The sequence below is a fragment of the Rhizobium pisi genome (genome assembly GCF_003938655.1).
In the GTDB taxonomy this organism is placed as follows: Bacteria; Pseudomonadota; Alphaproteobacteria; order Rhizobiales; family Rhizobiaceae; genus Rhizobium; species Rhizobium pisi.
This window is the reverse complement of the sequence record NZ_RJJT01000008.1, coordinates 39,937-62,425: the sequence shown is the minus strand read 5'-3', so window position 1 is coordinate 62,425 and position 22,489 is coordinate 39,937. Positions and strand designations below refer to the sequence as shown.

Genomic DNA, 22,489 nt, shown 5'->3' with positions numbered 1-22,489 from the left:
TCAGGCCTCCTTGTACCAGAATGTATCCGGCATGTAGACGCCGAGATAGGAGGTGGGATCGAAGCCGTAGAGCGCTCTCTCAGGCAGGTTCTGCAGCTTGGCGGCTCGAAGGATCGGCTGCAGCGTGCTGTTGATGAGGCCGATCGAGAAGACCTGTTGCGTATAGAGCGACAGCATCTTGTGCCAGATCACCTCGCGCTCCTCGAATTTCGCGGTCGAGCCCCATTGGCCGAGCAGATCGACCAGTTCGGCCGCCTCCGGCAGGTCGGGTGCTGTGCCTTCCTGGCCGGCGGAGAGGTAGTGCATGCCCCAGAGCGGCCATTGCAGCTGATCGTCGAGCGTCGGCGCAAGACCGGAGGGCGACATGTCGGCTGTCGGCACGCCGTTGTCGAGGCCGTACCAGATCGACATCATGATGGTGCCGCTCATGGCACGGTTGCGGAAGACGTCGCGCTGCGAGGTGCGGGTATAGAGCGCGAGGCCGATATTGGCCCAGTGGTCGTGCACCAGCTCCAGCACGTCGGTATCGAGGTTGCTCTCGCCGGCGGTCTCGACGGTGATCTCGGCGCGTCGTCCGTCCGGCAGCAGCCGGATGCCGTCATCGCCGCGTTTGGCCAGCCCAAGCTCGTCGAGCAGGCGGTTGGCCTCGTCGGGATCGAATTTCACATAGGCGTCGGCATATTCCTGCTTGAACAGCGGGCTGTCAGGCAGGACGGTATCAGCACTTGGCGTGCCGAGGCCGTAGAAGGCAACCATGTTGACCTCGTGCCGGTCGATCGCCAAGGAGAGCGCCCGGCGCAGGCGCACATCGCGGAAGAGGCCGCGCCACAGCTCGTCGGCGCAGTTGAGGTTCGGCAGCAGCGTGATGCGCGAGCCGCGCGCGACCTTCCAGAGATCGACCTTCACGGGGAAACGCTTCTCGGCCTCCTTCAGGAAGGTGTAGTCGTTGAAATCGATGCCGGTCGCCTGCAGGTCGGCTTCGCCGGCACCCGCCTTGGCGGCGATGATCGACGAGGAGGAGACATTCAGGATGAAGCGGTCGAGATAGGGAAGCTGCCTGCCGGTCTCGTCGACGCGATGGAAGAACGGGTTTCGATCGAAGACGAATTGCTCGGCCGGCAGCGCCGTCGTATTGCGCCAGGGATCGAGCGTCGGCAGGTTCGGGTTTTCCGGGCGGTAGGAACGCGCCATCTTGATATGCAGGTCTTGCCACTTCTTGACGCGGTTGGCCTGCATCATCTGTTCCATCTTCGCCTGGTCCGGCTGGAACTTCTTGTGGAACTGCTTGAGATAATGCGCCGGCCCGAAGATGACGAGCGGTATGGGGCCTGCCAAGGTCGGCAGGAACATCGGGTTGGGTTTTTCCCAGGTGTAGCGCACGGTCAGCGGATCGAGCATCTCGAAACGCGGCAGGTTGCCATGCGGGCGGAGCTCCAGCGCGCCGCCGCCAGGCGTGAGCTTGTCGTTCAGGATGACGTCTTCCCACCAATAGCGGAAATCATCGGCCGTGAACGGCTCACCGTCGGACCATTTATGGCCCTCGCGCAGCGTGAAGGTGAAGACCGTGTCGTCCTCGGACCGGAAATCGGCCAGGATATCCGGCTGGAACTGCAGATGCTTGTTATAGCCGACCAGGCGGGCATAGCCGTAGATCGTCATGAAACGGATGTCGCGCTGGCCGCCGATGATGGTGCGCACCGTGCCGCCATAGGCGCCGGGTTCGAGCCTCATCTCTTTCAGATTGACGATGCGCGGGCGGGCGGGAATTCGCTCGGCCATCGGCGGCAGGCTGCCGGCGGCGAGCCGCTCCTTAAGGAATTCCGGTTCGCCGAGTGGGTCGGCCCGCAGCACCGCGGGCGCGATCGCCGCGCCGACGAGGCCGCCGAGGAAGATGCGACGCGTCACCATCCGCGTAACTCCTTGGCATCGGCGCCCTTGCGGGCGCGCACCAGATGGCCGTCGCCGAGGTCGGCATAGGCAAGCTCGGAGGCGTCGTCATGCTCGGCGGTGAAGGTCGCGCCCCAGTTCTGCTTGTCGGCGGCGCCGGTTTCCCTGAGCGCCTTGAAGTCGAGCGGCCGGTCGAGATCGGGGAAGGGCACAGCAGCGAGCAGCGATTTCGTATAGGGGTGCACGGGATCGCGCAGGATGATCTCGCGCGGTGCGATCTCGACGATGCGGCCCTTGCACATCACCGCGATGCGGTCGGCCACGTAATCGACGACTGCGAGATTGTGCGAGATGAAGAGATAGGTGAGCCCCAGCTCCTTCTGCAGGTCTTTCAACAGGTTGAGAATTTGCGCCTGGACGGAGACGTCGAGGGCCGAAACCGGCTCGTCGAGGATGACGAGCTTCGGGCCGAGGGCGAGTGCACGGGCAATGCCGATGCGCTGGCGCTGGCCGCCGGAGAAGCTGTGCGGGTAGCGGCTGAGGTATCGCTTGTCGAGGCCGATGGCGCCCATCAGCCCCTCGACCTTGCGCTTGCGCTCGGCGCTGTCGCCGCGGTCGTGAATCTCCAGAGGCTCGCTCAGGATGTTGCGCACCGTCATGCGCGGCGAAAGCGAGGAGACGGGATCCTGGAACACCATCTGGATCTTGGTGCGCATGTCCTGCAACGCGTCGCCGCGCACGGAGAGCACGTCGATCACATCCTTGCCGTCGTTGAACACCACGGCTCCGCTATCCGGCGTGATGGCGCGCATCAGAATCTTGCTGACCGTGGTCTTGCCGCAGCCGGACTCGCCAACCAGGCCGAGACACTCGCCGCGGCGAATGTCGAAACTGACATCGTCGACGGCGCGCACGACGCCGGCTTCCTGCTTTCCGAAGAAGCCGCGCCTTCGTGTCTTGTAGGTCTTCGAGAGGTTGGTGACGGAAAGCAGCACGCCCGGCGCTTCTGCCTGTACCGGTTTCTTCTTACCGACGAGGGTTTCGAGATTGACCGGTACGTCACGCAAGGCCTTCAGCCGTTCGCCGGGTTTCATGTCGAAATGCGGGACGGCGGCCATGAGGCCCTTGAGATAGGGATGCTGCGGATTGCGGAAGATCGCCTCGACTGGACCGGCCTCCATGATCTCGCCGTGATAGATGACGACAACCTCATCGGCCATGTTGGCGACGATGCCGAGATCGTGGGTGATGAGCAGCATCGCCATGCCAAGCTTGGCCTGCAGGTCGCGGAGCAATTCCAGGATCTGCGCCTGGATCGTCACGTCGAGCGCTGTCGTCGGCTCGTCGGCGATAAGGAGCGCCGGCTTGCAGATCAGCGCCATGGCGATCATCGCGCGCTGACGCATGCCGCCTGACAGTTCGAACGGATACATGTCGTAGGTGCGCTTCGGATTGGGGAAGCCGACGAGGCCGAGCATCTCCTCGGTTTTTTCACGCGCCTGCTGCTTGTCCGCTTCGGTATGGATCAACAGCACTTCGCTGATCTGGTTGCCGATCGTGTGCAGCGGGGAGAGCGAGGTCATCGGCTCCTGGAAGATCGTCGCCATGCGCCGGCCGCGCAGATCGCGCATCTCCTCGCTGTCGCGCGGCAGCGACAGGATATCGGTCGTGCTACCGTCGAGCGGATCGGTGAAGAGGATGCTGCCGGAGGCCTTGGCCGGATTGGGCAGGATGCCCATGACAGCCTGGCTGATCACCGATTTGCCGGAGCCGGATTCACCGACGAGAGCGGTGACTTTGCCTGGAAGAATGCGGAGATTGGCTTCCTTTACGACGCGCAGCCGGTCGCCGAAAACCGAGAAGGAGACGTCGAGATTCTCAATACGCAACAAATCGGCCGCAGACGCCATACCAATGAAATTCCCCAGTCTTCTATGTTCCCGTTAAGGCACACTATCGTACCGCAAACGGGGTGTCCAGTTGATGACAATCGCAGGGGAAATCAACGCGTCCCGCCCGAAATTTCCCGGGCGAAACACGCAGATGGATGGCGGAAGCTTGGGATTTACTGGATGAATTTCTCCATGCTCGTCTGCTTGACCTGTTTCTTGGCGTCGCGATGCAGGAGAATGACCTGCTCGGCCTCGGAGATCCCGTTCTGCGCGGCGTCGCGGAAGCTTTCGTCGACATGGATCTCAGGCGTTGGCGCGCGGGGCTGCAGCACCGTCACCTTCTGGCGGATGCCGCGCAGCTTCTCCTCGCCGAGCCTCGTCCATTCGCCGCCGCAATAACCGGCGAAGGCCTGGCTGGCGACGACCTCGCGACCGTATTTCTTGGTGAGGATCTGCAGTCGCTGCACCTCGTTGACCGCCGATCCGAAGGCGGAGAAGGTCAGGCGGTCCTTGAGGCCCACATTGCCGAACATGACGTTGCCGACATGCAAGCCGATGCCGTAGCCGATCTTGCTGAGGCGCTTCTGCTCCCGGTCGTTGTTGAGCTCGGCAACACGCGCTTGCGCCTGATGGACCGCCGAAAGAGCGGCTTCGCAGGCGATTTTCGAGGGGTCCTTATGGCGCCCGCAGGGATAGACGGCGAGGAAGCCGTCGCCGAGAAAGCTCAGGATTTCGCCGCCATTGCGGTTGAAAGGGGCGGCGATCGCGTCAAAAAACTCGTTCAGCGTGTCGATATAGGCCTGGCGGCCTTCCTTTTCGGCATACATCGTGGATTCGCGCATGTCGCCCATGACGAGCGCCGCGCGGATCGTTTCGCCGTCGCCGCGGCGGATCTGGCCGTTCAAGACCCGCTTGCCGGCATCGCCGCCGAGATAGGTGGTCAGCATGTTGTTGGCGAGCTTGCCGAGCACCGCCATCTTGGCGGCGACCGCCAGATGGTCCTGCATCCTGAGCAGCGCATCGATCATGTCATCGGAAAAGCCGTTGTGATGGTCCGTCGACCAGGAGCCCATCATGCCCTGCACCGAACCGTCGCCGAAGGGCTGAACGAAAGCGAGGTAATCGGTGATGCTGTCCTTGCGCAGGTCCTCGAAAATCGGGAATTCATTCGGCCCTTCCTGCATCAGCCGGCGGCGGATGTGCTGCAGGTTGTTGTCGAGCAGGTAATAATAAGGGCTCTGCAGGAAGCGATCCGGCTTTTGTCCGGCGGGCATGCGAAAGCCTTCGATGGTGACGCCGCTGGCGCGCCGCCAGGTGAAGCTGAGCGCATCATAGAGCGGATGCAGCATCGAAAAACTAAGATGCACGCGCGCGATCGGCAGGCCTGCTGCAGCAATTCTTTCGCAGAAGCCGCGCACGATGTTTTCAAGATCGTCACCTGCCAGCGAAGAGTTCGTCAGCCATTCGGCGACCCGGTCCAAAAGGATAGAGGACACGCTGGATTCGATCGTGCTCATTCTCGGTATGATCCTCATAAAGCACGCCATCCCCAAGAACCAAAAATCCTTCCGCCGGCACATTTTCATGCACAGGACACAAGGAAATCAGGATGTACGAGCGGTATTATTGTGTCAACGATCTGCCGAGAGCCCGGCAGCGGCACCCCTCAGCTCTCCGGTTGGAGATCGGACGGGCAGTCCTTCCATGGTGGTTTATTATCAAAAATCAAAATAGGGATGCTGCAATTGCGAAACAATGGGATCGGAATTTTTTTGTGGCCCGAAGTTGCAGCGAAGGCCGTCACCGAGTCATTTCCGCCACACCCGACTAAACAGCATAAGGCTGCCGCTGCGCCGCCTGCTTCTCTTCCGAACGGAGAGAACCGAGCCCCGGGTTTAATTCGTCGCGATCATGCACTAGATCAGCTTCCTGAAATTTCCATCGTTTGAAAGATCCCGTCTTGGCCAGCCCCTCCTTCGATACGCTCTCTAGGAAGATCGAAACCCGCACGGCGCGCGCCGGCATCATCGGGCTCGGCTATGTCGGCCTGCCGCTGGCGATGGCGGTGGCGCGCAGCGGCTTTGCGGTCACCGGCTTCGATATCGATCCCGGCAAGATGGTGGCGCTCGATGCCCGCCGCTCCTACATCGACGCGGTGAGAGACGAGGCGCTTGCCGTCGAGATCGATGCCGGCCGCTTCAAGGCGACGACCGATTTCGCCGGCCTTGCCGATTGCGACGTCATCATTATCTGCGTGCCGACGCCGCTCACCAAGCATCGCGATCCCGATCTTTCCTTCGTCGAGGCAACATCGCGCTCGATCGCCGCGCATCTGCGCCCCGGCCAGCTCGTCGTGCTGGAATCGACCACCTATCCCGGCACGACCGATGACGTGGTCAAGGTCATTCTCGAAGGGACCGGGCTGAAGTCAGGCTCGGATTTCTTCGTCGGCTTCTCGCCGGAGCGTGAGGATCCCGGCAACCAGCACTACCACACCGCCACCATCCCGAAGGTCGTTGCCGGCGACGGCGCCGAGGCGCTGTCGCTGATGAAGGCCTTCTACGGCGCGGCGGTGTCATCGGTCGTTCCGGTTTCCTCGAATGCGACGGCCGAGGCGGTGAAGCTTACCGAAAACATCTTCCGTTCGGTCAATATCGCCCTCGTCAACGAGCTGAAAACAGTCTATGCGGCGATGGGCATCGACGTCTGGGAAGTGATCGACGCGGCCAAGACCAAGCCCTTCGGCTACATGCCCTTCTATCCCGGCCCCGGCCTCGGCGGCCACTGCATCCCGATCGATCCTTTCTACCTCACCTGGAAATCGCGCGAATACGAGCTGCCCACCCGCTTCATCGAGCTCGCGGGCGAGATCAATTCGGCGATGCCGCGCTATGTCGTCGGCAAACTTGCCGAAGCGCTCGACATCCGCGCCGGCAAGGCTCTGAGCCGCAGCAGGGTGCTCGTGCTTGGGCTCGCCTACAAGAAGAACGTCGCCGATATAAGAGAGAGCCCGTCGCTGCGGCTGATCGAGATCATCGAGGAACGAGGCGGCCGCGCGGATTATCACGATCCCTTCGTCGCCGAGATCCCGCCGACACGCGAATACCAGGCGTTGAAGGGCCGCAGATCGGTGACGCCGACGCCGGAGACCGTCGCCGGCTACGATGCGGTGCTGGTCGCGACCGACCACGACAGCGTGGATTATGCGGCGCTCGCAAAAAGCGCCTCGCTGATTGTCGATACCCGCAACGTTTTCAACCGGCTCGGTCTTTCGGCCGATCATGTCATCAAGGCGTAATGGAAACAGCCGAAAGGGACTTGCCGGTCATTTGGCTTGCGGCCACCGCGTAACCGCCCGCCGCACCGTCGATGAAATGCATGTGGTCGCGCGAAATCGGCGTCGGCACGAAGCAGGTCATCAGCGCCGAGGCCTGCCGGTGTAGGCCGTAGCGGGCAATGCCCTTGGTCCGCGCCTCTTCCAGCAGCGTCTCGATCCGTTTCAGGTGGTCGGCGTCGACGTCGACCGTCATCTTCAGCCCGTCGTCGAACTTGCGGAAATCGGAATTGCCGGCGACGTCGCGCTTGTAGCGGCGGGCGTCGAACTTGCCGAGCGGAATGCCGAGCTTGTGGAACAGGACCGTAATGCCGAGCTGCAGGAAGATGATGAACTTCTGCCGCAATCGCCGGCCTGCTGGTGCGGTGGCCTTGGCCTCCCGGTTGATGCCGTGCAGCGAGAAGGCAAGGTCCGGACCATCAGCCGGCACGGGATGGCTGTCACGGTTCTGCTCTGTAGTGATGGCGACGATGCCGTTGACGAGATCGCGGAATTCCTGGCCCGGCCGGCCTTCGCCTGGTACGGCGATGATCGAGACGATCTCGCCGTTGCGCGCCCCGATCGGGCTCCAGCGGCAGGAGAGGCCCGTGAGATCAGGGCGCGTTCCCTTAGGCGCGTGCGCAACGCCGTAGCGGCCGAGCTTCATCTGCCTTTCGGCCCAGCTGGTGCCGCCGCCCCAGAACATCGCATAGGTGACGTAGGGGCTTGCGGAGTAACGCGCGACGCGGACGTCGAGGCCCTCGGTGCGCGTGTCGGCGACCGGAACGATGGCGATGCGCAGCATCAGCTTCAGATCTTCCTCGACCCAGACCTGGACGGCGGCAAGTGCCGCGCGCGCCGTCTGTTCCAGCGAACCTGGAAGCGCGATCAGCGCGCCGTCGCCGCCGAAGACGAAGGGATAGTCGCCCTTGCCGACGGAATTCAAGACCGCCGATATGACGCTGGCGCCTGCCATGTTGACGTCTTTGTAGCGGCCGCCGCACTCTAAGCGGTTTAGACCAGTGCACGAGATTTTCCTCGAAATGTGGACACGTCTCAGTGCTTGTCTAACTATGCAGAAATGAGCGTCCCCAACGATGGCAGCTAACCGCTTTTTGCGGGCTTGCACAAGGCGTCGATGTGAGCTCTCCGCGCGGCACAGACAGCCTGACTGCGGCTGCCGAAAGTTCGTGGCCCATCTCCCCGTCGGCATTCACCTCGTTGGGGCACGAATGAAGAGTCCGCGATTAAATGGCCTCCAAACCTCTCGAAAATCGTCGTTGCCCTTCTATTTGCGTCATGGCGGCCGGTATTTCACCGGTTCGCCATTGAGCCGAAGAGCGATGATTTCGAATGGAGCCGATTCAGAGATGGACAACACCTCTCAGCCTTCTAGCAAGGTCGAATGGACGCTGGCCGATTTCCTCGGCACGTATCGTTATTGGGCGCTGTTCCTTGCCTCGCTGCTTGTGGCAGTCAGCGGGCAGGGGCTGACTACGGTTTTTCCGCTGATTGCGCGGGAGACCGGTAGCGACTATCAGACTGTCGCGATCTTCTATCTCGGCTCCAATGCGGGCTGGATCATCGGCGCCTTCCTGGCCTTTGTGGTTGGCAGCCGCCATGGACGGCCGGCGCTGATCGTGCCCCTTTTCGTCTGCGCCCTTGTCGCCGTCAGCGTCGTGCCCGCGCCGGCACTCTGGGCTTCGCCAGTCTTCCTCTTTCTGTTCGGATCACTATTCGGCACAGTCCGGGCTGTTTTTCCGCTTGCGATTGCCATATTCCTGGTTGGCGGGCGGCCCGGTAAGATCGATTTCGGCTGCGCGTTCACGCTGATGTCGACAACGATCCTGACCTCGGCTTTCGCACCCAGCGGCGTCTCCTGGTTATATCAGGCCGACCAAGGCGGTGTGCCTGTCATCCTGGGTTTCCTCTCCTGTCTCGTGATTGCCATCATCCTGCTTCTGCCGACGCAACATCTGGCTTTCGACGACACGCCGCGCCGGCGTCACAGGCCGATCGCTCCGCAAAAGCGATCGCCGCTCATGGTCGCCGCGATCCTGACCACGCCACTGGTGCTGATCTTCCTCCTCACTCTTGGCGTCTACGGCTTTCAGGTCGATAATCTCGAGGCGAACGGCTACTTCGAGATCATGTTGCTTCTCGCCCTCCTGGTGCTTGTCATCGCGATCGCCGCCTTCATCTATCTTGCCTATTGGTCCTATCGTATCCACGGCGAACTTGCGGGAGCTGCACCCTCGCAGCGCCTGCTCACACCACTTGCCGCCATGCTGGTCACGATCCTCGTGCCGCTCGGCCTGCCTGTTCTGCTGGTGACGCTCGCCGATCTCCTCAACGATCGCGGGAGCAAAAGCGGCAAGGGGCGCCTGATCTCTATCCCCTGGCTCGCCTTCTGGAGCTTTCTCTTCCCGCCGATTGCCATCGCATTGGTGCAGAATGCGGCAAACAAGAGCTATGACGGGAGTTCGGCAGAGGTCGCGTAGACCGGAGAGGGGGCGATCGGCACAAACGGGGCAATGGCATCGAATCTGAAAGATCGCGACGCGCCTTAGGGCAGGAAGAGCACGTTGTATTGATCGAAATCGCCCGGCAGGTCACGAACCTTTATTTCCTCTTCGCGGTCCTCGAAGATGACAAGGCAATCCTCGTAGAAGCCGGAAAGCATGTTCTTGAAGGCTTTCGTTCCCTCAGGTCCGTAAAAGAGCGGCGTGAACTCCATGTAGAGCGGTACGCGGCGCTCAAGCAGCGGCTGCATCGACCGGCAGGCGACCGGCTCATAGCCCTCGATATCCATCCAGACGAGGCCGATGGACGCCGGATCGACCGAAAGCCCGGCGAGGATCTCGGAAACAGGCTTCACCGGCACGCTGATCTTCTTGTCTCTCGGGCTCTGACGGATGGCGCTGCTCTTGCCGTGATTGTCGAGGTTGAGGAAAAAATCGATCTCGCCTTCGCTCTCGCCGGCGGCGCAATTGACGAGCCGGACCTTTTCCTCCAGCCGGTTCTGGCGGATGTTGCGCTGAAGCAGCGGGAAATTGCGCGGGTCGGGCTCGATGCTGACGATCTTGGTGTAGGCGCCGCTGAGGGCAAAATAGACGGTCTGGGTGCCGATATTGCCGCCGATCTCGAGCAGCGTCGCATCCTTTCTGAGCAGACCGCGCTCGCGCAGGATGACAATCAGCCGGTCGACGGCCTCACGCTCGAAATGACCCTTCCGGAAGACCTTGCGGCCGATATAGTCCGAGGGCGAGAAGGTCATCAGATGGTCGCCGGCGTCAACCGTCATGGAGACGACGCGGGGACCGATATTCTCGATCAGCAGGCGGCGGCCGAAGCGGGTGTCAAAGAAGCGCGAAGCCGCGGCATTGCGCGCCTTGCGCAGGCGGCGCTTCCAGTATTTCGTGGTCAGCCAGGGCCTGCCGGACATCAGCCTTTTCCTTCGAGCGGTTCTGCCGCTTTTTCTCTCGGAATGACATAGACTTTCAAGGGCAGCGCCCGGCCGCGCACACTGATTTCACGGCTCTCGATGCCGGAAAGATCGGCGCCGGAAAGACTTGCCACCGGCTCGGAAATCACGATCGCCGCTTCGAATTCCTTGGCGGCACTCTCGAGCCGGCTCGCAACGTTGACGGTGTCGCCGATCGCCGTCATGCTGCGCACCCGGCCATATCCCATCGTGCCGACGACGGCGGGGCCGGTGTGAATGCCGATGGCGATGCGCAACGGCAGCGCCAGTTCATCAGCGAGTTCCGCGGCGAGTTTCTCGATTTCGGCGACGATCGCAGCTGCCGCGTTGAGCGCCTGGCGGCACGCCTCCTCCGGCGTGGTGCCGAGGCCGAAAAGCGCCATGGCGCCGTCGCCGATGAACTTGTCGAGCCGCCCGCCCGCCTGCTCCACAGCCTTGCCGATGATGGCGAAATAGCGGTTCAGCAGGAAGACGACGTCGAAGGGCAGGCGGGTTTCCGTCAGCGTGGTGAAGTGGCGGATATCGACGAAGAGCACGGCGATCTCGCGCTCGCGGCCGGGGCTCGTCTCCTGGCTGTTGGCAGGCAGCGCCGCTTCGACCGCCGGCACCAGAAGCGGCGCCACCGCAACGTCGCTGTTCGGGCGAAGCTGGCAGGCGAGCCGGACATCCGGGCCGGCATTGATGCGTCTCAGCGTCGTCTGTTCCATCTTGTCGGGGGCCGGCAGGTTTTCGTAATCGCCGAGGATCTGTACCCGGCATGTGGAGCACTGGCCCTTGCCGCCGCAGACGGAATAATGCGGCAGGCCGCCGAGCCGGCTTGCTTCCAGTACCGAGAAGCCGCGCGGCACGCGGATCACCTCGCCGCCCGGATAATGCACGGCAACCTGGTCGAGCCGCTCCTTGAGCTTGCGCCGGGCGCGGGCGACAACGACGATGAGTAGCGAGGCCGAGAAGGCGCCGTAGAGCCCGGCGCGGATCATGGCCACCTGGCGGTGAACCTCCGGATTCGAAGTGTAATGGGTGTTGACGCCCTCCTTGTAGGCGCTGATCGTCATTGCCTGCCGGTAGGAGGGATCGGCGAGCGTGCGGCCCATTTCGACGAAGCCGAGCAGCGAGAGCACCGGCACGAGGATCGCAAGCGCCAGCAGGAGGGGCGCGAAGGCCGGGTACCAGGGGCGGTAGCGCAGCCAGAAATGGATGCCGATACAGCCATGGATCCAGACGGCGACGACACCGAGCGCCTGCCGCATACCGTTTGTCGGATTCCTGATCCAGAGCATGCTGACGACCGCGTCGTAGTCATCGATGTAGCCGTAGAACGCGTGGGCGATACGCGTGCCGATGACATGATCGATTAGAAGCAGCGGGATCATCAAGCCGAGCACGATCTGCGCCATTTCCCCCTTCGGCATGACGAGGCTGCGGCGCATGTAGATGGCGCGCAGCACCAGCGCGATATGGATGAGGACCGACGAATAGAAGATGGCGGTCCCGACAGGATTGCGCCAGATCATGAGGAAGAGATGGGCGCCTTTATCGGCGGCGGCGACAGAAATCAGGCCAATTGCATGGTTTGACAAATGCAGCAGGACGAAGATGAAAATGACGAGGCCGGAACCGAGCCTTGCCCTTCTAATCGTGCGTTCCGAAAAAATCCCTGTGGCCGAGACCGTCGTCATTCATTCCCGTTCTTGTCGATGTAACCGCAGGCCCATAGAGATTGAGAAAGAGGCGGAATTGCTTCGATCGCGATCACATTCCATATGCTTATGCGCAAGTTTTAGGGAAAGGGACAATAGCGGAAATTTTCGCCGCAGGCGCGAGTGCCTGAGGTAAACAGTGTGTCTTGTGAGAGGTGTCAATGCGGGTGGCTTTCTACGCACCGATGAAATCGCCGAACCACCCGGTGCCATCAGGCGACCGGCTGATGGCGCGGCTGCTGATCCGGGCGCTGGAGCTTGCCGGGCATGAGGTCGACGTGGCCTCCGAATTCCGCACCTATACGGCGACGCCGGAGGCGGCCGCGGCGCTCGAACCCGCCATTCGTGCCGAACTGGAGCGGCTGCAGTGGAAATGGAAATCCGCGCCGCAACCCGAGCTCTGGTTCTGCTACCACCCCTATTACAAATCACCCGACCCTTTCGGGCCGGCGATATCCGCCGAATTCGCCATTCCTTATGTCACCGCCGAAGCCTCCTATGCGGCAAAGCGCGACAGGACCGGCTGGGCGGCTGTCCAAAAGCCGGTCGGCGAGGCGATCATGCGGGCGGCGGTTAGCATCAGTTTCACGGAGCGCGATCAGGCAGGTCTTGCAGCCGCCTTTCCAGAGGCGCGACTTGCCCATCTGAAACCCTTCATCGACACGGCATTGTTCGAAGCTGTGTCGCCGACGCCCGATCCGCACCGGCTGATGACGGTCGCGATGATGCGGGCCGGAGACAAGATGGAGAGCTACGTGATGCTCGCAAAGGCATTGCGGCTGATCGGAGATCGGCCCTGGACGCTTGCGGTCATCGGCGATGGTCCGATGCGACAAGAGGTGCAGGCGCTGTTTGCCGGCCTTTCCAACCGCGTCGAGTGGCTTGGCGAGCGGAATGCTGTTGAGATTGCCGAACTGCTCGGGCGCGGCGGCATCTATGTCTGGCCGGGCTGCGGCGAGGCTTACGGCCTTGCCTATCTGGAGGCCCAGGCCGCCGGCCTGCCTGTCGTGGCACAGGAAACGGCGGGAGTGCCGGCGGTGGTCGAGGCCGAGGTCACCGGGCTATTGACGCCGGATGGCGATGTGGCCGCCTATGCCAGTGCGGTGGCTGCCTTGCTCGACGACAGGGAAAGGCGCGACGCGATGGGGCAGGCGGCGCGGCGCTTCGTGCTCGAGGAGCGTTCGCTTGCGATGGCGGCGCGCGTCCTGGATGGGATATTGCAAGACAATACAGCAACAGGAGTGACGTGATGACCGACAGCATGGCATGGGAGCCCCTGCGCCGAGAACTCGACCGCTGGCAGGCCGCCGGCCGCGTCGCGCGGTTCTGGCTGCGGGACGACGATGCCGTCGAGCCGACGCAGCCGCTGGATATGTTGCTTGATCTGACCGGCGAGCACGAGATTCCGCTGACGCTCGCCGTTATTCCCGGCCTGACCGGGGAGGAGTTAGCCGCGCGACTCGCAAGGGAAACCACAGTCGCCGTCGCCGTGCATGGCTGGTCGCATACGAATTACGGAGGACCGGCAGGGAAGAAGCAGGAACTCGGCGGCGAGCGGCCGGCGGAAACCGTGCTCGGCGAATTGCATGAAGGGTTCCGGTTGCTGCAGCGGCTGCATCCGGCCGGCTTCCTGCCGATGCTGGTGCCGCCGTGGAACCGCATCGATGCCGCCCTCATCCCGGCACTGCCGACGCTGGGATTTGCAGCCCTTTCGGTCTACGGGCGGGCAAAACAGGACGGCCCGGTGCTGCTTCTCAACACCCATGTCGACATCATCGACTGGCACGGTACGCGCGGCGGACGGGGTGAGGCGGAATTGGTGGCCGAACTGGTGGCGGAGCTCCGCGACCGGTTTGCTGGCAGCGACGAGCCTATCGGCGTGCTTGCCCACCATCTGGTGCATGACGCGGCGGTGTGGAATTTCCTGTCGGCATTGTTCGCCATGACAGGCCGGCATCCTGCCGTCCTGTGGTCGTCGTCGTCGGCGCTTCTGAAGCTTTAGATCACCACGATCTGATTGTCGCGGGCGGCAAAGGATTCGGGGAAGGCGGCCTGCGCCTGTGCTTCCATCTGGGCCAGCTGTTCGTCGGTACGGGAGGGCGCGTGGTGGAACAGGGCGAAGCGCTTGGCGCCCGCCATCTTCGCAAGCTCGGTGCCGTGCTGCCAGGTCGAATGGCCGAAACCCTTGAAGCGCTGCATCTCGTCTTCGTTGTAGGTGCAGTCGTAAACGACGAGATCGGCGTCCTTCATCATCTCTAGCGAGACCGGATCGTAAGCGCCGGGAATATGCTCGATATCATAAATGAGAGCGATCGATCGGCCCTGCCATTCGATGCGGTAGCCGATGGCGCCGCCCGGATGGTTCAGCATGAAAGTCTTGATGACAACGTCCTCATAGGGATTTAGCACCTGACCGGGATGGAAATCACGGAAGTTCATGGTCGCCTGGCAGATGTCGGTCTTGACCGGAAACCAGGGCGGGCTGATGAACTGCTCCACCATTTCCCGCGTGCTCATCTTGCCGTCGAGATGGCCGGACCAGATGTTGACGTTGATCGAGGGATAGTAGATCGCCTTGAAGAAGGGCAGGCCGATGATGTGGTCGTAATGGCAGTGGCTGAAGAACAGATCGACGTCACTGACGCCGTCGGCAATCAGCGACAGTCCGGCCTCGCGCAGGCCCGAACCCGCATCAAAGATCATCCGGCGGTTTCCACAGCGGATTTCGATGCAGGAAGTGTTACCGCCGTAGCGGTCGAACTCGGGGCCTGATACGGGAATACTGCCGCGGACACCCCAAAATCTAACTTGAAACAGTTCTGTCGTCATCGTTCTTCAAACCGGCCTTCCCGCATCGCCATCGTAATCGTAGTTTATCCCGATGCGAAGCAGCAGAATTCCACGGGTTTGCCTATGCCCCCTCTCACTCTCCTAACCGCTAGCGGAAGAAGAAGTAGATTTTCCTAAGCAATCGGCTTTCGCCTCGGAAAGCAACCCAGTATGGTTGGTTTTCGGTAAATGGGCTGCTGGGGGTGAGGACATTTTCCCGCAAGTCATGCCTATTAGATGGTTGCGCGCGATCGAAAAAGCAAATTGCCGCCATCTTGACCTTGGATCCCACCGGCAAGCACGACATTTGCGATAGAGAGCTTCTTCTACCAAAAATCGGGCACGCAGCCGAACCGACGCCGATCGGCTGGCCTAAAGCGAGGCAGTGATCCCGCCATCCACCATCAGCATGTGTCCGTTGACGAAGGACGACGCGTCTGACGCCAGGAAGACGACAGCACCCACCAATTCCTTCACATCACCCCAGCGGCCGGCGGGCGTGCGGTTCTCAAGCCAGGCGGAAAATTTTGGATCGTCGACGAGCGCCTGATTGAGCGGTGTCTTGAAATAGCCCGGCGCGATGGCATTGACCTGCAACCCGTGTTTCGCCCAGTCTGTCGCCATGCCGCGGGTGAGATTGCGCACAGCGCCCTTGGTCGCGGTGTAGGGAGCAATGTTAGGACGAGCGAGCTCAGCCTGAACCGAGGCGATGTTGATGATCTTGCCGCGGCCACGGCCGATCATTGCCTGCGCGACCGGCTGGCTGACATAGAAGATACTGGAGACATTGGTGCGGAAAAGCTCGTCCCACTTTTCGACCGGGAAAGTTTCGAGCGGCATGCGAAACTGCATGCCGGCATTGTTGATGAGGATATCGATCGGGCCGATTTCCGCCTCGATATAGTCAATCGCCGAACGGCAGGCCCCGGCGTCGGTCACATCGAAGGCGGCGCTGACCGCATGGCCCTTGTGCTCGCGGATCGCCTTAGCAGCGGCTTCCGCCTTTTGCGCGTTACGGCCATTGATGATGACGGAAGCGCCATGCTCGGCAAGTCCGAGCGCCAGCGCATGGCCGATACCCTGGCTGGAACCGGTGACGAGGGCGCGGCGGCCGGAAAGATCGAAGAGGGGAAAGGTCACGGGAGACTGCTCCTGATTTCATCACATCATGCATAGCCGGTTTCCGACCATGCATGAAGGTCTGGCGTCACGCGGTTCCTAGCCTTTTGATATTTCCTGCAAGTTCGCCGGCGAGGCGAAGGCTAGCGGCGGTCGCCATCGTCATCTGCGGCAGGAGCAGCCATTCGAGTGTCCACGCAGCGCCCGAGCGTTCTTGTTCATGGATGACCGACTGGTGGATGCCCGAAAGCGCTGTAGCGTTGAAACGGGCGAGCGAAACCAAGACTTCGGCGGAAACCGGATTCTGCTTGTGCGCCATGGCCGAAGAGGTGCCGCCGCCCGAGATTTCGATCTCATCGCCGGCTTGGGCGAGCAATGCGATATCCTGACCCATCTTGCCGAGACTGCCCGATATCGACGCAAACAGGCCGGCAATATCGGCGATCGGCAGGCGCCCGCTCTGCCATTGCGGTGCGTCGGTAAGGCCGAGTTCCTGGGCAAGCGAGGCGCGGATGGCGGCGGCCTGCGGCCCAAGCTTGTCCAGTGTGCCGGCCGCACCGCCGAATTGGACGGGAAAACTTAGCTCCGTCAGCCGGTCGCGATAGGTTGTTAGCGGCGCGCGCCACGTGTTGAGGCGGTCGGAAACGGTGATCGGGATCGCCGCCTGCATGCGGGTATGACCCATCAGGTGGTTGCGGCCGAACTGGCGGTCGAGCACATCGAGGCCTGCGGCAATGGCGGAAAGCCGGCCGGCAAACAGGAAGGCGACGGCCTTCAGGCGGATCATCAGGCTTGTGTCGATGACATCCTGGCTGGTGGCGCCCAGATGCAGGCTTTTTGCCGCCTCCTCGCCGACGGCAGTGCGGAGCTGCTTGATCAAATCGGGGACGACGACACCGTCCCTTGCCGTTGCCGATCGAAGAGAGGACACATCAGGCGAGAAGGCGGCGTCAGCGATGCGCCTTGCCGCGTCGGCGGGGATGAGCCCATGCGCGGCTTCGGCTCTTGCGAGCGCGGCCTCGAAGGAGGCCATGGCGCGGATATCGGCTTCGATGGAAAAATAGGACGCGATCTCATCGTCGCCGAGCAGGCCGGAAAGGAAAGGATGGTCGAAGGGCGATATGGTCATGATGGTCTCGGTTTGTGGTGGCGGCCCCCTCATCCGGCTGCCGCCACCTCTCCCCGCTGGGGAGAAGAGACTCGAAGCGGCGCCGGCGCCTTCTGGGCAAGTGATCTCGTGTGGCACGTCCCCTCTCCCCTCGGGGAGAGGGTAGGGTGAGGGGGACGCTACTTGCGCAGAGCCCCGTGAACAAGAGACTTGCGATGCCTGCCTTCAGATATCCAGAAACACCGTTTCCTTTGGACCCTGCAGATGGATGTCGAAATGACAGATCGCGCCATCGCGGGTTGCGACCATCGTTGCGACGCGCTCGCGGTGTTCGATGCGGGACAGCAGCGGATCGGCGGCGTTGGCCTCTGCCTCCTCAGGGAAGTACATACGCGTGTGCAGGCCGATATTGATGCCGCGGGCGACGATCCAGAAAGTGATGTGCGGGGCTTGTCTGCGGCCGTCCTTGAAGGGAACGTGGCCGGGCTTGATGGTCTCGAAACTGTAGACGCCGTCCTCGGCGCGGGTCGGGCAGCGACCCCAGCCGCTGAAATTCGGGTCGGCGGTGCCGCGCATTTCCGAGGGACTGTTGTAGAGGCCGGCGCTGTCGGCCTGCCAGATCTCGACGACAGCATCGCGCACCAATGCGCCGGCGCCATCGAAGATGCGGCCGGTGACGGTGATGCGTTCGCCTGATGTCTTCTCGTTGATCATCGCGGTGCCGAGATCGGTGTCGTAGACGCCCGATATGTCGCAGAAATTCGGCGTCAGGCCGATATGGACGTAGGGACCTGCCGTCTGCGACGGTGTTTCCTTGAGATAGCCGAGCTGCTGCATGGTCAGTTGCCCTCCGGCCTGTTTTCGAACATCGTCGAGCGGCGGCCGCGCAGCACGATATCGAATTTATAGGCGCGTGAATCCATCGGAATGGTATTTCCCCAGTCGAGCGGCGCGATCAGCTGCTCGATCGCCGCCTTGTCTGGGATCGTGCCGACGATCGGACATTTCCAGATCATCGGATCGCCCTCGAAATACATCTGAGTGATGAGGCGCTGGGCAAAGCCGTGGCCGAAAATCGAGAAATGGATATGGGCGGGGCGCCAGTCGTTGACGCCGTTCGGCCAGGGATAGGCGCCGGGGCGGACAGTGCGGAAATGATAACGGCCTTCCTCGTCGGTGATGGCGCGGCCGCAGCCACCGAAATTCGGGTCGATCGCCGCGAGATAGGTTTCCTTCTTGTGGCGATAGCGACCACCTGCATTGGCCTGCCAGAACTCGACCAGGGCGCCGACGACGGGCTTGCCGCGCTCATCGAGCACGCGGCTATGGACGATGATGCGCTCGCCGATGGCGCTTTCGCCGGGCCGCGCATAGTTCAGGATTAGGTCGTTGTCGAGTTCGCCGATCATCGAATGGCCGAAGACGGGGCCGGTGATTTCGGAGATCGTGCCGTCGAGCGAAAGCAGCGCGCGCTGCGGCGAACGCAGCAGGGAGGTCTTGTAGCCCGGGGTCAACGCCGGCGCATGCCAGGCGCGATCCCTGGCGAAGAAGGCGCCGGTCTCGGGCTTGCGGTTCGGTAATTCGGACATCTATCCCCCTCAGGCTGCCTGTTCGGCATCCATTTGTTCAAAGGCCTGCTTTGCAATCTTGATCGCGTGGTTGGCGGCGGGAACGCCGGCATAGATCGCAACATGCAGCAGCGCCTCGCAGATATCCTCGCGGGAGGCGCCCGTATTGGCAGTGGCGCGCACATGCATGGCGACTTCGTCATCCTGGCCGAGGGCGGCGAGCAGGGCGATCGTGACGATCGAGCGCTCGCGCTTCGTCAGCCCCGGTCGCGACCAGACATGGCCCCATGCGGCTTCGGTGATCAGTTCCTGGAAGGGGTGGTCGAACTCCGTCGCGGATGCTGCGGCGCGGTCGACATGGGCGTCGCCGAGCACGGCGCGGCGGGTCGTCATGCCCTGCCTGTAGCGCTCGGAGGAGGACGCGGTTTCGTTCATGGGCTGACTTCTCCAGGCGGAATGGATGCGAGAAAGGTACGGATGATCGTCGTCAGCGCTTCCGGCTGCTCGACGCAGGGAATGTGGGCGCAATCGCGGATGACCTCGTAGCGAGCGCCTGATATCAGGCGCGCGGTCGAGAGCACGAGATCGGGCGGCGTCGAGCCGTCCTGGTCGCCGACGACGCAGATCGTCGGGACGGTGATCGTCTTGGCCGTCTCGGTGAAATCGGCATGGCGGATCGCTGCGCAGGCGGCCAGGTATCCCTCGACCGGCTGGCGCACCAGCATGTTGCAATAACCTGAACAGGCGGTGTTCTCCGGCCGGCGGAAAGCGGGCGTGAACCAGCGCTCCATGACGGCGTCGACGATGCTGCCGATGCCGTTCTTCTCGACGGCGGCGATACGGGCGTTCCAGCTCTCTGCTGTGCCGATCTTGTGGGCGGTGTCGCAGAGAATAAGGGCGCTAACCAGGTCCGGTCGGCGCTGATAGAGCGACTGGGCGATGAGGCCACCGACCGAGAGGCCGCAAACGACGGCTTTTTTCACCGACAGAAGATCGAGCAGGCCGGCGAGATCGGTCGCATGGTCCTCGATCGATGAGGGGAGCTGGCCGACATCGGAAAGGCCGTGACCGCGCTTGTCGTAAAGCACGATGGCAAATTCGCCGGCGAGCCGCACCACGACATCGCGCCAGATGCGAAAATCCGTTCCGAGCGAATTGGCAAAGACGATGACCGGTCTGTCGGCGGGTGCGCCGATGACCTGATAATGGATCGTCACGTCGTTTATCCGGGCGAATTGCACGTCACTCTCCTCCTGAACGGCAAATTTGAATGTTTGATCCGGTTAAGTAAAATGATATTTTCAGGCTTTTCGATAACCGTGGAGTTATGTGAACGATGATCGACAGCCGCGTCAAGTTTCGCCATCTGCAAACCTTTGTCGAGGTGGCGCGGCAAAAGAGCGTCATGAAGGCGGCCGAGCTGCTGCATGTCAGCCAGCCGGCGGTGACGAAGACGATCCGCGAGCTGGAACAGGTGCTGGATGTCAGCGTTTTCGAGCGCGACGGCCGGGGCATCAAGATCACCCGCTACGGTGAGGTCTTCCTGCGCCACGCCGGGGCGGCTTTGACGGCGTTGCGCCAAGGACTCGATTCCGTCTCCCAGGAGCAGTTCGCAGATGCGCCGCCGATCCGCATCGGCGCTCTGCCGACGGTTTCCTCACGGATCATGCCGCGGGCGATGGAACTCTTCCTCAAGGAGGGAACACGGAGCCGGGTGAAGATCGTCACCGGCGAGAATGCCGTGCTGCTGGAGCAGCTTCGCGTCGGCGATCTCGACCTCGTCGTCGGGCGTCTGGCGGGAGCGGAGAAGATGGCGGGCTTTTCCTTCGAGCATCTTTATTCCGAGCAGGTGGTGTTTGCCGTGCGCGCCGGCCATCCGCTGCTCGACGGCAGGCAATCGCCCTTTGCCGGCTTTGCCAATTACACCGTGCTGATGCCGACGCGGGGTTCGATCATCCGGCCGGTGGTCGAAAATTTCCTCATTGCCAACGGCGTCTCCAGCCTGCCGAACCAGATCGAGACGGTGTCGGACTCCTTCGGCCGCGCTTTCCTCAGGACAAGCGATGCGATCTGGATCATTTCCAACGGCGTCGTGGCCGACGATGTCGCCGATGGGCGGCTGGCGCTTTTGCCGGTCGATACCGGTGAGACCAAGGGGCCGGTCGGGTTGACGATGCGCGCCGACGCCGTGCCATCGGCGCCGCAATCAATCCTGATGCAGACGATCCGCGAGGCGGCAGGCGAGGTTTCCGGGAAACCGTGACCGGGCCAGTGCACTCCTCTGGCCTACTTTTCGCAGGATATCGTGGCAGCGTCGGCAGAATCCATCTTTAAATTTGCTTGATGTTTGCCCATATTTGGACTAAGTCTAATTCAGGACAGGAGTGACTTTTATGCAGCATGTGCGACATCAGCAGCAACGGGAAGGTCAGGGGCCGCAGCGGCTGGATGCCGAACGTTTCGCCCCGGCAAACCGCAGGAGGCTGAGCGCGCCGGCCTTGCGAACCTTCCTGGCGATCGCCGACCTCTGGGGATTGAGCGAGGAACAGCGTCTGCTCGTTCTCGGCTATCCCTCACGTTCGACCTACCATAATTGGGCCAAACAGGCGCGCGAGCACGGCGCCTTTACCCTCGATGTCGATACGCTGACCCGCATCTCGGCCGTACTCGGCATTCATCAGGCACTCGGGGTGCTTTTTGCCGATGAACGCGCCGGCGTCGAGTGGCTGCGGATGCCGCATCAGGCGCCCGTTTTCGGCGGGCATCCGCCGCTCGATGTCGTGACCAACGGAACCCAGGACGGATTGATGACGGTAAGGCGGTTTCTCGACGGCGCTCGAGGCGGTGTCTACATGCAGCCGAACGTGCTCGACGAAGCTTTCACGCCTTACGAAGATGCGGACATCGTCTTCCGGTGAGCGAGCGTTTTGCCCAGGCGCCGCGCCCGTCGTACCGGCTGATCCCGTCGCAATTTCCGCCGATCGGGCTTTTCGAGACGGTGGCGAGGGCAGCCGATCTCGAGGCCGTGATGGAACTCGTCGGATGGACCAACGACCGTCTCGTTGCCGACCGCATCCAGCGGCTGCCGGAGAAGGAATGGGTTTACGGCACGCCGAATGCCAGTATCGTGATGGCGTCCTTCCTGCATGTCGCGCCGGGTGGCATGCGGTTCAACGGTCCCGATCTCGGCGCCTGGTACGCCGCCGACGATCTCAAGACAGCTGCCGCCGAGGTTGGCCACCATCTCCGCCGCGAGGCTGTCGCGCGCGGGGCGGCGACGATGGCGCGCACCTACAGAAGTTACGCGGCCACCCTGCTTGGCGATTACCTCGACATTCGCGGAGAACAGACGCTGCGGCCGGATATCTATGACGGCACCAGCTACGCGGCGTCGCAGGTGCTTGGGGAGCAGATACGTTCGAAAGGCCGGGCCGGCATCCTCTATGACAGTGTCCGGCTCCGAGGCGGCGTGAACGTCGTCGCCCATCGGCCGCGCAACATTCAAGATGTGGTGCAGGCCGATCACTTCGAAATCACTGTTTCCGCTACCGACCGCCGCATCGACGTCAAAAAGCTCGCGGCCTGATGG

At 62.3% G+C, this 22,489-nt stretch carries 19 protein-coding genes and 1 pseudogene; 7 read left to right on the top strand and 13 right to left on the bottom strand.

The features are described 5' to 3' along the window. The 3 genes from EFD55_RS12760 to EFD55_RS12750 all read right to left on the bottom strand — a co-directional run bounded on the left by EFD55_RS12760 (position 1) and on the right by EFD55_RS12750 (position 5,296). Entirely contained in the window at positions 1-1,908 is a 1,908-nt protein-coding gene (locus EFD55_RS12760) for an ABC transporter substrate-binding protein (RefSeq protein WP_125845417.1), read from the bottom strand. Then, entirely contained in the window at positions 1,902-3,797 is a 1,896-nt protein-coding gene (locus EFD55_RS12755) for an ABC transporter ATP-binding protein (RefSeq protein ID WP_125845416.1), read from the bottom strand. The genes EFD55_RS12760 and EFD55_RS12755 overlap by 7 nt, the downstream gene beginning before the upstream one ends. 155 nt (positions 3,798-3,952) lie before the next feature. Then, positions 3,953-5,296 carry an adenylate/guanylate cyclase domain-containing protein gene (locus EFD55_RS12750; RefSeq protein WP_125845415.1) on the bottom strand — a complete coding sequence of 448 codons (1,344 nt, stop codon included), beginning with the start codon at positions 5,294-5,296 and terminating at the stop codon, positions 3,953-3,955. A 443-nt stretch (positions 5,297-5,739) separates the two neighbouring features. On the opposite strand from EFD55_RS12750, the gene EFD55_RS12745 reads away from it, so the two are divergent. Beyond that, positions 5,740-7,077: a nucleotide sugar dehydrogenase gene (locus tag EFD55_RS12745; protein ID WP_125845414.1), complete on the top strand. Its 1,338-nt coding sequence runs from the start codon at positions 5,740-5,742 to the stop codon at positions 7,075-7,077. On the opposite strand, the pseudogene EFD55_RS12740 reads toward EFD55_RS12745, so the two are convergent. Next, positions 7,067-8,089 (bottom strand): annotated as a pseudogene (locus tag EFD55_RS12740) (DUF3095 domain-containing protein); the annotation flags it as partial. The gene EFD55_RS12745 and the pseudogene EFD55_RS12740 overlap by 11 nt on opposite strands. Positions 8,090-8,462: 373 nt before the next feature. On the opposite strand from EFD55_RS12740, the gene EFD55_RS12735 reads away from it, so the two are divergent. Next, a complete protein-coding gene (locus EFD55_RS12735) occupies positions 8,463-9,593 on the top strand; it encodes an MFS transporter (protein WP_125845413.1) in 1,131 nt (376 codons plus the stop codon). Positions 9,594-9,658: 65 nt separating this feature from the next. Here the strand turns inward: EFD55_RS12735 and EFD55_RS12730 are convergent, their stop codons facing one another. Next, on the bottom strand, positions 9,659-10,537 hold the full coding sequence (locus tag EFD55_RS12730) for an FkbM family methyltransferase (protein ID WP_125845412.1): 879 nt from the start codon (positions 10,535-10,537) through the stop codon (positions 9,659-9,661). Further along, entirely contained in the window at positions 10,537-12,255 is a 1,719-nt protein-coding gene (locus tag EFD55_RS12725) for an adenylate/guanylate cyclase domain-containing protein (protein WP_125845411.1), read from the bottom strand. The genes EFD55_RS12730 and EFD55_RS12725 overlap by 1 nt, the downstream gene beginning before the upstream one ends. 182 nt (positions 12,256-12,437) lie before the next feature. Here EFD55_RS12725 and EFD55_RS12720 point away from each other — a divergent pair, with 182 nt between their 5' ends. Continuing rightward, on the top strand, positions 12,438-13,526 hold the full coding sequence (locus EFD55_RS12720) for a glycosyltransferase family 4 protein (protein ID WP_125845410.1): 1,089 nt from the start codon (positions 12,438-12,440) through the stop codon (positions 13,524-13,526). Beyond that, positions 13,526-14,278, top strand: coding sequence for a polysaccharide deacetylase family protein (locus EFD55_RS12715; protein ID WP_125845409.1), 753 nt, complete (start codon positions 13,526-13,528; stop codon positions 14,276-14,278). Before EFD55_RS12720 ends, EFD55_RS12715 begins: the two co-directional genes overlap by 1 nt. Here EFD55_RS12715 and EFD55_RS12710 read toward each other — a convergent pair. The 7 genes from EFD55_RS12710 to pcaD all read right to left on the bottom strand — a co-directional run bounded on the left by EFD55_RS12710 (position 14,275) and on the right by pcaD (position 20,141). After that, positions 14,275-15,105 (bottom strand): MBL fold metallo-hydrolase, encoded by an 831-nt coding sequence (locus EFD55_RS12710; protein WP_125845408.1) that lies wholly within the window; start codon positions 15,103-15,105, stop codon positions 14,275-14,277. The genes EFD55_RS12715 and EFD55_RS12710 overlap by 4 nt on opposite strands. 372 nt (positions 15,106-15,477) lie before the next feature. Then, on the bottom strand, positions 15,478-16,245 hold the full coding sequence (locus EFD55_RS12705; protein WP_125845407.1) for an SDR family oxidoreductase: 768 nt from the start codon (positions 16,243-16,245) through the stop codon (positions 15,478-15,480). A gap of 67 nt (positions 16,246-16,312) precedes the next feature. Then, positions 16,313-17,353 carry a 3-carboxy-cis,cis-muconate cycloisomerase gene (locus tag EFD55_RS12700; protein WP_125845406.1) on the bottom strand — a complete coding sequence of 347 codons (1,041 nt, stop codon included), beginning with the start codon at positions 17,351-17,353 and terminating at the stop codon, positions 16,313-16,315. A gap of 204 nt (positions 17,354-17,557) precedes the next feature. After that, complete coding sequence (gene pcaG, locus EFD55_RS12695) at positions 17,558-18,169, bottom strand: protocatechuate 3,4-dioxygenase subunit alpha (RefSeq protein ID WP_125845405.1); 612 nt, start codon at positions 18,167-18,169, stop codon at positions 17,558-17,560. A 2-nt stretch (positions 18,170-18,171) separates the two neighbouring features. Beyond that, a complete protein-coding gene (gene pcaH, locus EFD55_RS12690) occupies positions 18,172-18,921 on the bottom strand; it encodes a protocatechuate 3,4-dioxygenase subunit beta (protein ID WP_125845404.1) in 750 nt (249 codons plus the stop codon). A 9-nt stretch (positions 18,922-18,930) separates the two neighbouring features. Next, positions 18,931-19,335: a 4-carboxymuconolactone decarboxylase gene (gene pcaC, locus EFD55_RS12685; RefSeq protein WP_125845403.1), complete on the bottom strand. Its 405-nt coding sequence runs from the start codon at positions 19,333-19,335 to the stop codon at positions 18,931-18,933. Then, on the bottom strand, positions 19,332-20,141 hold the full coding sequence (gene pcaD / locus EFD55_RS12680) for a 3-oxoadipate enol-lactonase (RefSeq protein WP_125845402.1): 810 nt from the start codon (positions 20,139-20,141) through the stop codon (positions 19,332-19,334). Before pcaD ends, pcaC begins: the two co-directional genes overlap by 4 nt. Before the next feature lie 95 nt (positions 20,142-20,236). Here pcaD and pcaQ point away from each other — a divergent pair, with 95 nt between their 5' ends. From pcaQ to EFD55_RS12665, 3 genes are all read left to right on the top strand, one after another. Then, on the top strand, positions 20,237-21,163 hold the full coding sequence (gene pcaQ / locus EFD55_RS12675) for a pca operon transcription factor PcaQ (RefSeq protein ID WP_125845401.1): 927 nt from the start codon (positions 20,237-20,239) through the stop codon (positions 21,161-21,163). Positions 21,164-21,293: 130 nt separating this feature from the next. Then, entirely contained in the window at positions 21,294-21,818 is a 525-nt protein-coding gene (locus EFD55_RS12670; protein WP_125845400.1) for an MbcA/ParS/Xre antitoxin family protein, read from the top strand. Then, the gene (locus EFD55_RS12665; RefSeq protein WP_125845399.1) at positions 21,815-22,486 is read left to right on the top strand and encodes an RES family NAD+ phosphorylase; all 672 of its coding nucleotides are present in this window, start codon (positions 21,815-21,817) and stop codon (positions 22,484-22,486) included. Before EFD55_RS12670 ends, EFD55_RS12665 begins: the two co-directional genes overlap by 4 nt. The last annotated feature ends 3 nt before the right edge of the window (positions 22,487-22,489 follow it).